Annotated in this window: 16 protein-coding genes; 2 read left to right on the forward strand and 14 right to left on the reverse strand. The window is 29.6% G+C overall.

What is annotated here, in order from left to right; translation table 11 throughout:
- Nucleotides 1-43: 43 nt before the first annotated feature.
- The 7 genes from rplI to yedF form a co-directional block, all read right to left on the reverse strand.
- Nucleotides 44-484: a 50S ribosomal protein L9 gene (rplI, locus tag C661_RS0109820; RefSeq protein WP_017415136.1), complete on the reverse strand. Its 441-nt coding sequence runs from the start codon at nucleotides 482-484 to the stop codon at nucleotides 44-46.
- Nucleotides 484-2487 carry a DHH family phosphoesterase gene (locus C661_RS0109825; protein ID WP_017415137.1) on the reverse strand — a complete coding sequence of 668 codons (2004 nt, stop codon included), beginning with the start codon at nucleotides 2485-2487 and terminating at the stop codon, nucleotides 484-486. Before C661_RS0109825 ends, rplI begins: the two co-directional genes overlap by 1 nt.
- A gap of 3 nt (nucleotides 2488-2490) precedes the next feature.
- Nucleotides 2491-3489 carry a DUF2232 domain-containing protein gene (locus C661_RS0109830; RefSeq protein ID WP_017415138.1) on the reverse strand — a complete coding sequence of 333 codons (999 nt, stop codon included), beginning with the start codon at nucleotides 3487-3489 and terminating at the stop codon, nucleotides 2491-2493.
- 11 nt (nucleotides 3490-3500) lie between these two features.
- Nucleotides 3501-3818: a MazG-like family protein gene (locus C661_RS0109835; RefSeq protein WP_017415139.1), complete on the reverse strand. Its 318-nt coding sequence runs from the start codon at nucleotides 3816-3818 to the stop codon at nucleotides 3501-3503.
- A gap of 346 nt (nucleotides 3819-4164) precedes the next feature.
- On the reverse strand, nucleotides 4165-4371 hold the full coding sequence (locus C661_RS0109840) for a DUF951 domain-containing protein (protein WP_017415140.1): 207 nt from the start codon (nucleotides 4369-4371) through the stop codon (nucleotides 4165-4167).
- Nucleotides 4372-4901: 530 nt separating this feature from the next.
- On the reverse strand, nucleotides 4902-5153 hold the full coding sequence (locus C661_RS0109845) for a putative Se/S carrier protein (RefSeq protein ID WP_017415141.1): 252 nt from the start codon (nucleotides 5151-5153) through the stop codon (nucleotides 4902-4904).
- A gap of 22 nt (nucleotides 5154-5175) precedes the next feature.
- A complete protein-coding gene (gene yedF / locus C661_RS0109850) occupies nucleotides 5176-5769 on the reverse strand; it encodes a sulfurtransferase-like selenium metabolism protein YedF (protein ID WP_017415142.1) in 594 nt (197 codons plus the stop codon).
- 460 nt (nucleotides 5770-6229) lie between these two features.
- On the opposite strand from yedF, the gene C661_RS0109855 reads away from it, so the two are divergent.
- Together C661_RS0109855 and yyaC are read left to right on the forward strand one after the other, a co-directional pair.
- Nucleotides 6230-7402 (forward strand): aminotransferase class V-fold PLP-dependent enzyme, encoded by a 1173-nt coding sequence (locus C661_RS0109855; RefSeq protein WP_017415143.1) that lies wholly within the window; start codon nucleotides 6230-6232, stop codon nucleotides 7400-7402.
- A gap of 217 nt (nucleotides 7403-7619) precedes the next feature.
- Entirely contained in the window at nucleotides 7620-8234 is a 615-nt protein-coding gene (gene yyaC, locus C661_RS0109860; RefSeq protein ID WP_017415144.1) for a spore protease YyaC, read from the forward strand.
- Nucleotides 8235-8820: 586 nt separating this feature from the next.
- On the opposite strand, the gene C661_RS21650 is transcribed toward yyaC, so the two are convergent.
- The 7 genes from C661_RS21650 to mnmG form a co-directional block, all read right to left on the reverse strand.
- The gene (locus tag C661_RS21650) at nucleotides 8821-9123 is read right to left on the reverse strand and encodes a YkuS family protein (RefSeq protein ID WP_017415145.1); all 303 of its coding nucleotides are present in this window, start codon (nucleotides 9121-9123) and stop codon (nucleotides 8821-8823) included.
- A gap of 861 nt (nucleotides 9124-9984) precedes the next feature.
- Nucleotides 9985-10485 (reverse strand): DUF4446 family protein, encoded by a 501-nt coding sequence (locus tag C661_RS0109870; protein ID WP_017415146.1) that lies wholly within the window; start codon nucleotides 10483-10485, stop codon nucleotides 9985-9987.
- Between the two features lie 43 nt (nucleotides 10486-10528).
- Nucleotides 10529-11380 carry a ParB/RepB/Spo0J family partition protein gene (locus C661_RS0109875; RefSeq protein ID WP_017415147.1) on the reverse strand — a complete coding sequence of 284 codons (852 nt, stop codon included), beginning with the start codon at nucleotides 11378-11380 and terminating at the stop codon, nucleotides 10529-10531.
- Between the two features lies 1 nt (nucleotide 11381).
- Nucleotides 11382-12152 (reverse strand): ParA family protein, encoded by a 771-nt coding sequence (locus tag C661_RS0109880; protein WP_017415148.1) that lies wholly within the window; start codon nucleotides 12150-12152, stop codon nucleotides 11382-11384.
- 370 nt (nucleotides 12153-12522) lie between these two features.
- Nucleotides 12523-13302, reverse strand: coding sequence for a nucleoid occlusion protein (noc, locus tag C661_RS0109885; protein WP_017415149.1), 780 nt, complete (start codon nucleotides 13300-13302; stop codon nucleotides 12523-12525).
- A 98-nt stretch (nucleotides 13303-13400) separates the two neighbouring features.
- Entirely contained in the window at nucleotides 13401-14120 is a 720-nt protein-coding gene (rsmG, locus tag C661_RS0109890; RefSeq protein ID WP_017415150.1) for a 16S rRNA (guanine(527)-N(7))-methyltransferase RsmG, read from the reverse strand.
- A gap of 18 nt (nucleotides 14121-14138) precedes the next feature.
- A complete protein-coding gene (gene mnmG, locus C661_RS0109895) occupies nucleotides 14139-16043 on the reverse strand; it encodes a tRNA uridine-5-carboxymethylaminomethyl(34) synthesis enzyme MnmG (protein ID WP_026051005.1) in 1905 nt (634 codons plus the stop codon).
- Nucleotides 16044-16051 lie beyond the last annotated feature (8 nt).

The raw sequence follows: 16051 nt of genomic DNA on the forward strand, positions 1-16051 counted from the left end.
CCCTAATGCATTTCCTCCCTTCGGCTCTTAAAATTAGCAACTATTACTCTGAAACAACAACCTTTATTTTTGTAGATACTTCTGGATATAGTTTAACCTCTACATCGAAAGTTCCCATAGTCTTTATAGTATCCATTACAATTTTCTTTTTATCGATATCTACATTATGTTGTTTGTTAAGTTCCTGAGCAATATCCTTGCTTGTTATGGCTCCAAATAGCCTTCCATTCTCTCCTGCTTTAGCCGTAAGCTTAACAATTTTATCCCTAAGTTCTCCAGCTAATTTTTGAGCTGCTTCAATTTCAGCAAGTTTTTTCTTTCTATCTGCTTCATTCTTTTTATTTAAAATGTGCATATTAACATCATTGGCTTCTTGAGCTAATTTCTTAGGAAATAAAAAGTTTCTTGCATATCCATCTGAAGCATTAATCACCTCTCCTTTTTTTCCTACTCCCTTAACATCTTGTAATAATATAACTTTCATTACTTTTCACCTTCCCTTAAGTATTTATCTATGGCATCATTTAACCTGTCTGTAGCTTCATCTAAACTCATAGATTTAAGCTTTGCACCAGCCATGGTCATATGCCCACCCCCACCTAAGGATTCTAGTATTACCTGCACATTAATATCACCAAGTGATCTTCCGCTAATATAAGCGTCTCCTTCCATTTTAACAATAACGAAGGATGCTTGGATACCTGTAATATTTAGCAATTCATCCGCTGCTTGGGCAGTTAATACAGTATCTTCTATATTTGGAGGACATTTTGCCACTGCTATTCCATTTTTCACCTGTGCTGCCTTAATTATTTCAGCACGCATTAAATAAACTTTTAAATCATCTGTGAAAATTCTTTTCACGTCTATGGTATCTGCACCAAGTCTTCTTAAAAATGCTGCTGCTTCAAAAGTTCTTACACCAGTTTTAAAGTAAAAATCCTTAGTATCAACGCAAATACCAGCCAGTAATCCAATAGCTTCAATTTTTCTTAGTTTTGGCTTTTCTACCATATACTGAATCATTTCAGTTACTAGCTCTGCTGTAGAGGATGCATAAGGCTCTATATAGCTAAGTAAAGTTCCTTGTATAAAATCCTTAGCTTTTCTATGGTGGTCTATTACTACTACCTTATCAAAGGAATTAACCACATCCATAGAAAGCACATACCCCTCATTATGAACATCTACTAATATTAGAAGACTCTTTTCATTTTTATACAATTTAGTTTTTTCAATGTTAATAAAGGTATCAACATAATTCTCATCCTCATCAAGTATATCTAGCATCTGCTTAACTGCATTGTTAGGACCATCTAGAACTACATAACATTCCTTATTTAAGGATTTAATTATGCTATACATTCCAATAGCAGAGCCAAGACAATCTATGTCAGGATTTTTATGTCCCATTATAAATATATTACTACTTTCATTTATAAGGTCAAGTAATACATGACCTATAACTCTTGCTCTAACCTTAGTTCTCTTTTCTACTTCTTTAGTTTTGCCACCATAGAAGGACAATTTTTCAAAACTTTTTACTACTACCTGATCTCCTCCACGGCCCAAAGCTAAGTCTTTAGCAATTACTGCAAAGTCATGGTTTTGAGCTGGAGTTTCTCCTCCACGACCAATACCCATACTTAATGTTACAGCTAACTTATTTCCAACATTAATCTCTCTAATGGTGTCTAAAATTTCAAACTTTTTCTCCATTTCTTTCTCAATGTGCTTATCTTTAGTGGTTAGTACATATTTGTTAGATGCATATTTTCTAATCATTGCATCTAGGCTTTGAGCATAACTGTTTATAGTTCTTTCAATATCTGCTACTAACTGTGGAGCTGTACCCTCTGTAGAACTTTTTATAACATCATCCAAATTGTCTACTTCAATGAGCATTATACTTTCTTTATTTTCATTAATATTTTTTAATAGCTTTACTTTTTCTGTAACATCATAAAAATATAATAATATTATCTTATCGTTTTCATCACTTGAAATTTCAATATCTATAATATTAATATATATATCATAAAAACTATCTCTTATTTGGATATTATTATATACTTCCCTTTTCCCCTCAATTACCTGCTTTATATTAAATTCCTTTATTACTTCTTTAATGTTTTTTCCTAAGATTTGCTCTCCCTCAAGCTTTGAAGATAAGTTAGGATTATACCAAAGTATATTTCCTTTATTACCAACCATTATTAAAGGAAAAGGTAATTTAACAAAAGTACTTGTTGTGGCTATATCCATTTTAGAAGATACTGATTCAATAAACTTCTTTAATTCAGATTTCTTATTCTTTATAGTTATTACATTATAAACTACGAGGACAATATAAAAAACTAAAGCCATAATACCAACTATAAAGTGTTTAAAGTAAAAAATTATTCCTATTAATATAGCAATTAACATCATGTAAACTTTACTGCTACCCAGGTTAAAAAAACTATATTTCAATTCTTTATTATCCATAAACTACACCTTTCTCATTCTATAAGGGTCTAGTCTTCTAAAGTCTAATATCATTTCTGCAAAACCAATGGTAAAATATACATATCCTAATCCAAAGATAAAAGAAAGGAATATTAATAAAAAAGTAACTCTCTTAGATAATAGTCTCTTTCTTCGTAAAAAATATACTGTTGCTGCAATTCCATTTAAAAGAAAAACAACTCCCATTACTGCAAAAACTGCCTTATAAAAAAATTGTGCTCCATGAACATTCTTTCCACTTAGTATTATACCAATACAAGTAATCCCTATTAAAAATGCTCCTATTAAGTTAGAAACATAAAACTCACTAAAATGTAAAACTTCCTTTACCTCATATTTCAACCTTTTTAAAATCATCATTGAAACTACATAATTTACATAAGCTGATATAAAGCTATAAGCCAAAATACTTGAAGGTAAAAAAATTAACATATTTTCTATATTTATTAGTGCTAAACTCTTATCCATCTGTTCTAGTTGTTTACTACTAATTCCCATATTCGCATAATAACCTTTTATTTCCTCTGCTGAAGCTTGAAAATTACTTATAATCATATCCATTGATTCTTTTAATGATGCTACTAAGCTGGTTTTCTCTACGAATACAAGAAATAATGCCGCAGTGATAATAGTTGTTAAAATGCAAGTTAAAGTTAGTAGCATTATAGTGAAATAAGAACTTTTCTTATTTTTAATACAGTACCCTAGTGTTAATCCAACTAAAGAATAACTTATTGCTGAACTTATTGATACTATTGGATTAAACATAAGTGCTGTAATTATAGTGCTTACTACTATGCAACTTATGGTGATTTTAAAATTTTGTCTTAAAAATAATACAGCAATGGGTATAGGCAAAATCAATGTTCCAAAGTAAGATAATACTGGCACATATCCTGTTATAATTATAATAACAATAATAAATACTGCCATAAATGCTGCTTCTACCATGGCATTTGTATTATATTTTGATTTTTCCATAATTCCCTCCTTTAACTTCTTTCTCTTATGTGATTGTAAAGCTTACTTAAACTTTTTCCCTCTCTTTCCATCGGATCATCTTCAACCATACCAATTTTCAACTTACGTTTCATACTTTCATCAACGGCTAGATGGGAATATCCTAATTTTTCTGCTAATATATATAACATTATTATTGCACCGGATATGCAGTCTAGTAGTGCATCATGTGCTATATTACTGCCCTTACTTAAAAGTTTAAAAATGTCTCCTATAGCACATAGAAGCTCAGCTTTTAAACCTTCTACCACTTTAACATTGGACATAATATTAAAATCTTCTTTTCTCACCTAAACCACCCTTTCTCAGAGGCTATAAATCTATTTTAGTTATTTTTATATATTTATGCAATATTAGAAAAATCAACTGGTTAATATTTTTACAATAAATGGATATATCTTATTATACTATATATTTACATTATTACATATACTTATAAATTAAGATATATTATAATTTTAATTCTCTATTTGTATTATCCTAAAACTGGAAGATAGTTATTCTCTTTATTTTCACTATTTAGCCAATTCTTTTAAAAATATTGGCTAATCTTTTTAAGAGAGTTCACTTTCTTTAATAATCAGGTATTTCCTCTTATTCATAACAAAATAAGCAGAGCTAAACTGCCCTGCTTGCCTAGTTAACTTCCTTAGTTTCTTCGCCCTTTTTAATTATTTTTTTAATGCTATTTTCAAATTTATTTCTAGGTAGCATAACTATTCTATCACAACCTAAGCACCTTATCTTAACATCTGCTCCAACTCTTATAACTTCCCATTGCTTACTTCCACAGGGATGAGTTTTCTTTGTTTCAACAACATCATGTAAATCAAACTCTTTCATTTAACTATTCTCCCCTCTATTTATGAATTACATAATTAAGTACTTTTTATAGTAGCTTTAGGCATCTTCAAAAATAAATAAGTCAGTATGCTCGTCTATTTTGTGTTATACTGTGTCAACAGAACCCTTAGATAGCTCTACTATCTAAGGAACCTATTTCCGTGTCTAACTCAAAATATCCTTCTCATCTTTGACTTGTTATTTATTTTCAGATGCCTTAATTAAGTAGTAAATATCTGAACTTGGTCTTTGCTAAATTATTTTATTCCATTATATTATATCAGTTTCCTAAAGGAAAGTGCATTATCATAAGTTATAAATTCAGTTTATAGTAAGTCATACGTCTTATATTTTCAATTGTTCACTCTAACATAATCTATGGTGATTAAACTATAAGTATCTAGCTATATTTATAGCTATTCCACTATAAATAATCAAAACTAAGTTATAACGTTTATAATATTATAACTTAAAAATATAAAAATAAGTAATACCTATGAAAGATATTACTTATTTTAATCACTTATATTTTATAACTCAATCTGCTTAAGTACATTTTCATTTAACTGAAATGCACCTTTATAGGTTAACTTGTTATCATTTACTAATTCTTTCAAACCTTGGATATCACTTTGACCAATCCTAAGGCTTATTCCACAGCTCTTTGTTATATAAGTAGGTGTTGGCATCATAACAACTTTAATTTGAGAACTTAAACAAGCGCTTTCCGCCTTCATTGCTTCATGAGTATTATTAAAAGTTAAAATATAAAAATTGTTCATTCTCATCTCTCCTGCTATGTATCTATAGTTTTATTGTCCTTGAACTATTCATAAGCTCTATTATAGCATACATGTTCGTAATTTCACCAATTTTTATTGTGTCCTTAATCTTATAAAAATCAAGACACAATCCGCAACTCTCGATTTTTACGCCTCTTTCTTGTAGTTTTTCAAGGCTTTCTAGCACTAGAGAACCTTCTACAACAAGCTTTACCCCGCTATTTAGAAAAACTAAATTACTTGGAATTTTATCTGCTTCTGAAAGAGCAAATAAATAACTTTTCATAAGAGCTATTCCTAGGTCATCATCACCATTTCCTAATTTATCTGAGCCAATCACAATTGTAAACTTTTCATTACTTAAGTTTTCATTAACTACAGCTTTTTCTTCTTCTTGTATCTGACCTTTTGCTATTGTTATGTGATAAAGTCCATCTTTTTCCTCTATCTCATATTTAAATCCACTGTTTTCTGCAAACTTAACTATATTATTTTTAGCTACCTCGTTATCTACTATAGTAGTGCTAGCTCCACTTTCTATTGTGTCAAAATATTTTTTTGTATTTACTACTGGAAGTGGACAATTCATTCCCTTACAATTTATTATATTACTCATAATATCGACTTAACGTCTTCCCCCTTTGTTTTTATGAATTTTAAATATTTTTATTAACCTTAATATTATGTTATTATTCTATTATATATATTAGTAATTTTTGCACATAACTAACTATATAAGTTATAACCTTATTAGACTATAATCATTTATAAATAACTTATATACAAAACAGATAAATACTCTAACCATAAACTAACAAACTTATGTTAAACTAATGCTTTTGAAATACTTAACTCACTACTTTAAATTGTTAACGTGTTAAATTAAATAAATTTTAAAATAGTGAAATTTTACTCTATAATACTTATACTAATACATATATATTTTATTTCTATTAGTGTATTATTTAATTATATCAAAGGTATTGAGTAATAACTATTTAGATTATGAATAGATAACTTATATCTATTTAAATAATCTATTAACTGGAATAACATAATAAGGAGGACTTACTTTTATGCAAATATATTTAGATAATGCTGCTACAACCTTTCCTAAACCAACTTCTGTATATAATGCTATGATGAACTATATGACAAATATAGGTTCAAATCCTGGTAGAGGGGCATCTAGTTCATCCCTTAAGGGTAATAAGGTAATTTTTGAAGCTAGAAATACTTTAGCAAACTTTTTTCACTTTGAAAAAGTTGAAAACTTAATTTTCACGCCTAACATAACTTATTCCTTAAATATGCTTATAAAGGGGTCTGTTAAGCCTGGCTGGCACGTTATTACTTCCGTTATGGATCATAATAGTACCTTAAGAACTCTACATAACCTATCTAACTCTGGAACTATTGAACTAGATATTCTAAAGGCTAATAATCTAGGTGAAATTAGTGTAGATGAATTCAAGGAAAAACTTAAATCAAACTCAAAGCTAGTAGTACTATCTCATGGCTCAAATGTTACTGGTACTATACAACCCTTGAAAGAAATAGGTAAAATATGTAAAGAAAGAGGAATTCATTTAATTATAGATAGTGCTCAAACTGCTGGAGTTCTAGATTTAGATTTTCATGAACTTAATTGTAGTGCACTTGCATTTACTGGTCATAAAAGTATGTTTGGACCACAGGGTATAGGTGGCTTTTTAATAAGTGATGAGTTTAATGAGATTTGTACTTCACTTATTGAGGGTGGTACTGGAAGTGTTTCCTCAGATATACTTCAGCCAAATTTCTTACCTGATAAGTTTGAAAGTGGTACAATGAACGGACCTGCAATTGCAGGATTATTAGCAGGAATTAAGTTTATTAATTCTGAGGGCTTAACTACAATAAAAGAACATGAAGATTACCTAACTAAGCAGTTTATAGAAGGTGCTTTAAATATTCCTACAATCCAGGTTTATGGCCATAAAGATATTTATAATTCTAAGGGTACTTCTCATAGAACTTCTACTATATCTATGAACTCAAGTAAAATTGATAATAGCGAACTTGGATTTTATTTAGATTCACAGTATGGCATAACTACAAGAACTGGCCTTCACTGTGCCCCTTTAGCTCATAAAGCTATTGGTACCTATCCAAATGGAGCTCTACGTTTTAGTTTTGGTTACTTTAATGATTCAAAGGATGTAGAATATGCTCTTTCTTCTATTAACAAGATAATTAACACTCTATAACCTTTTAACAACATCTTGGAAGTTTCAAGTCTGCCATCTTTTTTAAGTGGAAGTTGCTTTGGTGGTAGTTTAAATTTGCTCCAAAGCAGCTCCACAAAATGAACTTGTTCATTTTGTAATTATATCTTAGTTAATTTAAGTGTTTTTAAAAATTTTATATTAAAAAGTATACAACCCCTCTTCTATGTCAATAATTTCATATAGGAGGGGTTCATTTATGATTAATAAACTAACTTTTGATTCTTTATCTCATGATTGTGCTTATAACATTAGAGAAGCTTTATCCAAAGAGTTACTACCTATAATTAAGTTAAATAAAGACATAGTAATCTTATGTATAGGAACTGATAGATCCACTGGTGATAGTTTAGGTCCCCTAGTAGGTGATAAATTAAAATTCTTAGTAAGAGATAAAATTCACATTTATGGAAACTTAGAAAATCCTGTTCATGCTAAAAATATAAGAGATATAATAGATAACATTTATAAAAAACATACAGATCCATTTGTAATTGCAGTTGATGCTTCCCTAGGTGCTTTGCAAAACGTAGGAAAAGTTGTTATAGAATCAAAACCACTAAGTCCTGGTGCTGCATTAAATAAGGACCTACCTAAAGTAGGTGACTTAAGTATAACTGGAATTGTTAACATATCTGGGTCACTAGAATTCATGGTACTTCAAAATACTAGACTTTATGTTGTTATGAAGCTTGCCGAGGCTATATCAACTGGAATTTATCATACTGTATTAAAAACTATTGGTGGAAAGAAATCTTCCGTCCATTTATCTAAAGATGTAGTTGCTGATTTAGTTAGTAACTTAGAAAGCTAGATGATTATACCTTCTACCTTTACTTAGTTTATCAAAATCAAATTTATCTATTTAACTATTATATCTATCTATATTAAGAAATTATAATTTTTTTATATGCAACCTATCATTTCTCTAAATAAGATACTTTTAATTCAATTGCTTATTGAATTAGAACATATCAAGTGACTTATTTATCATAGCTTAAGCAAATAAGTCACTGAAATCACAATATTCTTATTGTATTTCTCTTCTAATTTAAGAAGAGAAATACTTATATATAATGTAATAAAGATATTGCATAAGTATTTCTAATTGTATTTTGTATTCTCTTTAATATAAGTTACCTGAAATTATTTTATGATGTAGAAATAATATTGCAACTTATATATTTAGAATCTTATTTGTAGTAATAAAAGTACCTTAAGAATTATTTATAGAATGATTTTAAACTTAAAATAGCCCTCTTCTAAAGTTAAACTTTAGAAGAGGGCTATTACTAATTATTAAACTCTCATCTTATACCTATGGCATTAATTCTTTTAACAATAAGTAATATATTATTATTTGAAATACTACAAAACTCTTAAATGTTTCACATGAAACACTATAGCTCTCCTGATGTATATATTGTATTTTCCTCTTGAACACTCACATCTTTAAAATTATACTCTCTCATCTTGATTATATTTTCTATTTCATTAGTTGACTTACTTCCTTTATCAATAATTAAAGTACCATCCTTTTTATATGTACTTCCAAAATTGTATTTAATTAAGTCATCATTCTTTAAATCGCAGATAATAACATCGTAGTTTCCACATTTTTCGTTTTCCAAATATACATCATATCCCTTTTTAGATAATTCATTTGCAATATTATTATATTCTCGTGAAACCGCAATTTTCATATTTATGACCTCCTTAGTACTCAGTATTAACATAAATATAGTTATTTAATCCTTTATATACTTCCCTTTGATTTATAAGAGCCTAAGTCAACACTTAACCCATAGATTAACACTACTTTGGCTACCTTAAGGATTTTTAGAAATGAATAAAATGCACTTTTACCTTGTAAGTCTATAAAGAATCAACATTAACTTTTAATCTATCTTTTTAAAAGTGACTTTTCTTAAAATATGATCACAAGGAATATTTGATTCTTTTCAACCTGAATGTACTATAAATATCTAAGTTGCTCTTAATTTGAAGAGCTTTCTATGTTTAAAGTTATATAAGATTTTAGGTATTCTTATCTATAGATAGGCCACAGCATAGATTTAAATGAAGTTAAGTATTTGCAGTGCTTGAGAGGGAAAAAGCTTTAATTTTTCGTGCAGTGTCTATGTATAGATAAACCACGACATAGCTTTAAATAAAATTAAGTTTTTTCAATGCTTCGATAGCAAAGTACTTTAACGTTTCAAGTGGTAAATCTATAGGGAACCAGAGTTAAAACTTAGCTTATACCTGAGTCTTACCCTAATTTCCTTAAGGGGTTATGAAGATGAATAAGTTAAATTTCTATCATGAAACCCTATAATGCTAAACTAATTAACTGTTTGTTTATCTTAAAGTAATAGCTATTTTATTAAATTCTATTGAAATTACTTTCTTTTTATACTATAAAATTCTAAAACAAAACTCCTATCATTTAAACTGATAGGAGTTTTGTTTTGTGAACTCTTATTAATGTTTTATAACCGCTCTATTATGATCTACCAATGAATTTACTTAAATGAATACAAAATAATTTGATTCTTCAATTTCTACCTTGTATTAATTGCCTGATGTAAAACTTTTTTCTCTTCTTCAGACAAATCATATCTAGAAATTCCTTTATCTACTGGCTTAGCATAAGTTGTGCTCTCATTTCTTCCATAAATACTTGTTATAAGAACACCATTGTTATTTCCATCAAGTAATGCTATAGAATAGCTTAAATCACTTCCAATATCCTCAAAGGCCTTGTATCTTATCATAGAAACTTTTTGAATACAGTTTGTTGTTACCCTTGCAGTTTCATCGCAAACAGCCTTTACCTCATCTGAAATCGCTTTTACTTCATCAACTTTTTCTAAATAGTTAATTAATAAGTCCTCTAAATTCTTACTATTAGTTCCTCTCATAAGCTTTTTATATTTTCGCTCTACCTTATTTAATGCTGTTAAACATATAATTACTATTATAATTAAAACAAAAACCAATGCACACAATGCAATTGTTATGTATATTTGAAACTCGCTAATAAAGGTTAATATATTGTCCATTATTTATTTCTCATCCTTCCTATCTTTTGTTTCATGTGAAACATTACAGCTTTAGTAATTCTAATATTCTTTGTAAATCATCTTCAGAATAATATTCTATCTCAATCTTACCTTTATTATTACTCTTTTCACTTAATACAACCTTAGTATTAAAATATCCTTCTAATTTACTTGCAATATCTTTGTGATAAGGATTTAATGTGTTCTTCTTTTCATTTTTTACTTTATTATTCCCATAAACTTTTATTAATCTTTCGGTTTGCCTAACATTTAGATCTTCATCAATTACTTTTTGAGCAATTTCATACTGAGTATTGTTATCTTCCACACCAAGTATAGCTCTACCATGTCCCTCAGATATTACTCCATCAATTAAGTAATCCTGAACTCTCTTATCTAAATTTAACAACCTCATACAGTTTGCTATAGCACTTCTGGATTTCGAAACCTTCTTACTTATTTCCTCTTGAGTTAAATCAAAGTCCTTAATTAATTTTTTGTAGGCTAATGCTTCTTCAATAGGATTTAAATCTTCCCTAATTATATTTTCAATAAGGGAAACTTCCAGCACTTGCTTGTCAGATAAGTCCATAATAACAACCGGAACTTCCTTTAGCCCAATAGATTTTGCTGCTCTCCATCTTCTCTCACCAGCAATAATTGTATATATATCTCCATCCTTCTTTAAAACAATAGGTTGAATTATTCCGTGTTCTTTGATTGATTCCGCAAGTTCCATTATTTTTTCTGGATCAAAGTACTTTCTTGGTTGATTTTCATTTGGTCTTATTGAGTTAATTGACATCTTTAGCACTGCATTACTATCGTCATTATCAAAATTGTCTTCAGGTATTAAAGATGCTAACCCTTTGCCTAAAGCAGACTTCTTCATCATACTACTTTCCCCCTTGTCTTTTTAAAAATTCATTTGCAAGTTCCTCAAAAGCTTCAGCACCTTTACACTTATCATCGTAAAGCATTATTGGAAGTCCGAAACTAGGAGACTCTGCTAACCTAATATTTCTAGGGATAGTAGTATCATATACCTTTTCTTTAAAGTACTTTTTCACTTCATTTACCACTTCATTAGAAAGCTTTGTTCTTGCATCGTACATACTCATTACAACTCCTTCAATTTCCAAGGATTTGTTTAAAGACTTCTTAATAAGCTGCACAGTATTAACTAACTGGCTTACTCCTTCAAGTGCATAAAATTCACACTGAATTGGTATAAGAACAGAATGAGCCGCTGTTAATGCATTAATAGTTAGTATCCCTAATGATGGAGGGCAATCTATAAATATATAATCATATTCCTCCCCAAGCTCTTCTAACTTTCTTTTAAAAATTGTTTCTCTGTTTTTAGTATTTATTAATTCTACTTCTGCCGCTGCAAGTTGCATGGTTGAGGGTGCTATATAAAAGTTCTCTACAACCTCACATTTTCTTATAACTTCCTTTAGCGGTGTATCTGATGTGAGTACATCATACATAGAGGAATCTAAGGCTCTTTTATCGAATCCTAACCCACTAGTAGTGTTCCCTTGAGGGTCAATGTCAATAACCAAAACCCTGTACCCATTCATAGCAAGATATGAGCATAAATTAATATTGGTAGTAGTTTTACCTACTCCTCCCTTTTGATTAAAAACGCATATTACCTTCACAACCCTAACCCCCAATCATATTTTAAACTTTTATAGAATGCATAGTATTATACCAAGTATATAGATTTTTGCATTCTACTTAATATAAGTTGCTTTAGATACTATTATATAAAACTACTATTGCAACTTTCATATAAAGTTCATATTAATTTGAATTGTATAAACTGTTCATCCTTAAGTTAGTATCTAAAATATAAAAAGGGTTAACCGTTGCCCTTTTTTACTACTAAAATTAATATAATTATAGTTTATATTAATTATTATATCTTTTTAATAAAATTTATTAAAGTACTTATTATATAATATTACAAAAATTTATTTTAAAAGATAATAAAAGACATATGTTTCACATGAAACATATGTCTTTTACTTATTTTTTTTGAATTGTAATAGTAACTTCAATACTATCTTCTAATTCTTTTGATCTATATTTAGCATCAATTCCATATTTATCGAACACTTGCTTTACAGTGTTTACATATATTGCTGCATTAAAAATTCCTTTTATTCTTTTCTTTCCATCTGCAGCTACTTCTCCATTTGCTAGCTTTAAAAGTTCTTTTTCAATTAGGTCTTCAGTATTTTTTACATTCAAAGACCTTTCAATTACCTTTTCTAATACCTCTTTTTGTAGTTCTACAGTAGGTAACTTTAATAATGCTCTTGCATGACGCTCAGTTAGTTTATTTTCAATTATTGTATTTGTTATATCGGGTTGTAATTTTAAAATTCTTAACTTATTAGCAATAGTAGATTGCTTTTTTCCAATGGTTTGAGCTAATTGCTCTTGAGTATAAGAATGATCTTGAATTAAATTATAATAAGCTAAGGCTTCCTCATAAAAATTTAAATCTTCTCTTTGTAAATTTTCTAAAAGTGCAATGGCAGCTGAATCCTTATCACTTATATCTACAATTATTGCAGGAACTTCAGATAAACCAGCAAGTTTTGCCGCTCTAAGTCTCCTTTCTCCTGCTACAAGCTCATAATTATTCTCATCAAGTTTTCTAACTGTAAGTGGTTGAATTATACCATAAACCTTAATGGATTGAGCAAGTTCCTCTATAGTGTTGTCATTAAATACTTTCCTAGGTTGATAAGTATTTGGAGCTATTAACTCTGTAGATATAAAATTAACATTTTTTTCCATAATGTACCATCCCTCTGTATATTTCCTTATATTTACAATTCTATATAAACTTCAAAATCCCTTCTTTTTTCTTATAATTTAACAAATATTATTTTACATTATTTTAGAGGATTTTTAGTTACCATTCCAGCTTTTCGTGGATATTTCTTAGGAGTCTCCTTAATCTTCTTAATTACGACTAAATTGTGATTTAAGTCGCTTCCTTCAATATCCACCTTTAGAATTCTTTCTACTTCTCCACCTAGTAACTTTATAGCATTTTTCGCATCCTTCATCTCTTCATCTATAGCTGGACCCTTCAAAGCCACAAAATATCCCCCAACCTTTACATAAGGTAAGCAGAATTCACTAAGCACTGCTAAATTTGCTACCGCACGAGAAACTGCCGCATCAAATTTTTCTCTATACTTTGCTTCTTGTGCAAAGTCTTCTGCTCTGCCATGTATGGTATCTATATTTTCTAGACCTAATTCTCTAATAACTTCATTTAAGAAGTTTATTCTTTTATTTAATGAATCCAAAAGTACAATTTTAGAAGCTGGATTAATTATCTTCATAGGTATTCCCGGAAATCCCCCTCCAGTACCTATATCGATAATTTTCCTTGCATTCTTAAGCTCTTCACACTTAAAAACCTTAATTGAATCAATAAAATGTTTTTGAATTATTTCATCATCTTCTGTAATAGCAGTTAAATTAACTTTCTCGTTCCATTCTTTAATAAGCTCTTTATATTTAATAAACTTATTGTATTTATCTTCATTAAGCTCTAATCCTTCATTATTACTAGCTTCATTTAAAATATCATAATACTTCATAAATACCTCCAAAGCGGCCTACTCACTCTTCTCTTTATTATTCTCATTAATAATTCTATTTCTTTGCTCTAAGTATATAAGAAGAACCGAAATATCTGCAGGAGAAACTCCTGAAATTCTAGATGCTTGCCCTATACTAATTGGTCTAATATTATGTAGCTTTTGGATTGCTTCTATTCTTAAACCTTTAATTTGGTTATAATCTAAGTCTTCAGGTATGATTTTTTCCTCATACTTTTTAAATTGATTAATTTGTTCTAATTGTTTTGTTATATAACCCTCATATTTTGAGGTTATATTAACTTGCTCTTTTACTGAATCATTAAGTTCTCTTCTCTCTGGGTCTAAATCTGCTACACTATAATAATCTAACTCTGAACGCTTAATTAGTTCATATAGACTTATTGGTTTTCTTAATGCCACAGAACCCTTGCTTTCTAAAAATTCATTTACCTCTTTTTTATTTGTGATTTGTAGAGCTTTTATTCTGCTAAGTTCTTTATCTATTGCTTCCTTCTTCTCTATAAATCTTTTATATCTTTCCCCTGTAACAAGTCCAACCTCATATCCAACCTCAGTTAACCTTAAATCAGCATTATCCTGTCTTAAAAGCAATCTATACTCTGATCGGGAAGTCATCATTCTGTAAGGCTCATTAGTGCCTTTAGTAACCAAATCATCAACTAAAACACCAATATATGCATCCGATCTACTTAAAATTAGAGGTTCTTTATTTTGAAGTTTAAGAGCTGCATTTATTCCAGCTAATATTCCTTGTCCAGCAGCTTCTTCATATCCTGAACTTCCATTTACCTGCCCTGCTGAAAAGAAACCTTCAATATGTTTGAATTCTAAGGATAGTTTTAGTTGAGTTGGATCAATACAGTCGTACTCTATAGCATAAGCTGTTCTCATCATCTCTACATTTTCAAGGCCAGGAATTGTTTTAAGCATCTCAATTTGAACATCCTCTGGAAGGGAACTACTCATTCCCTGAAGGTATAATTCTTCAGTATACTCGCCTTCTGGCTCAACAAACAACTGATGTCTTTCCTTATCCCTAAATCTCATTACTTTATCCTCTATGGAAGGACAATATCTTGGTCCTGTACTTTTTATAGATCCATTATATAGAGGAGATCGATGGATATTCTTCATTATAACCTCATGAGTATTTTCATTAGTGTAAGTTAAATAACATGATACTTGAGGTCTTTCAATATTTTCACTAATAAAGGAAAAAGGCACTACCTTTTCATCGCCTCTTTGCTCCTCCATCTTTGAAAAGTCTACTGATCTTCTATTGACCCTAGCTGGTGTTCCTGTTTTAAATCTTCTTAGAGAAATTCCTAAGTTTTCTAAGGAGCTTGAAAGCTCATTGGCAGGAAATAATCCGCTAGGTCCTTCATTTAAAGTTACTTCTCCAATAATAACCTGAGACTTTAAATATGTACCACTAGTTAAAATTACTGCCTTGCAATTGAAATAAGCTCCATGCCTTGTGAGAACACCTTTAACTTTATTGTCTTCTACATCTATGCTTACAACTTCAAGCTGTTTTAAATACAAATTAGGCTCTTTTTCAATCACATGCTTCATTCTTTCAGAGTACCTCTTTTTATCTGCTTGAGCTCTTAAAGAATGTACCGCTGGTCCCTTAGAGGTGTTTAGCATTCTCGATTGAATGTAGGTTTGGTCAATATTAATGCCCATCTCCCCACCTAATGCATCTATTTCCCTCACCAAATGACCCTTAGCTGTTCCCCCAATATTAGGGTTACATGGCATAAAAGCTACACTATCTAAATTTAAAGTACACATTAGAGTTTTACAGTTCATTCTAGCAGTAGCCAGAGCAGCTTCACATCCTGCATGACCTGCTCCAATTACAACTACATCGTAATCTCCAGCAAAATACTTCATAGATTCAC

The organism is Clostridium tunisiense TJ (assembly GCF_000300195.1).
In the GTDB taxonomy this organism is placed as follows: Bacteria; Bacillota; Clostridia; order Clostridiales; family Clostridiaceae; genus Clostridium_J; species Clostridium_J tunisiense.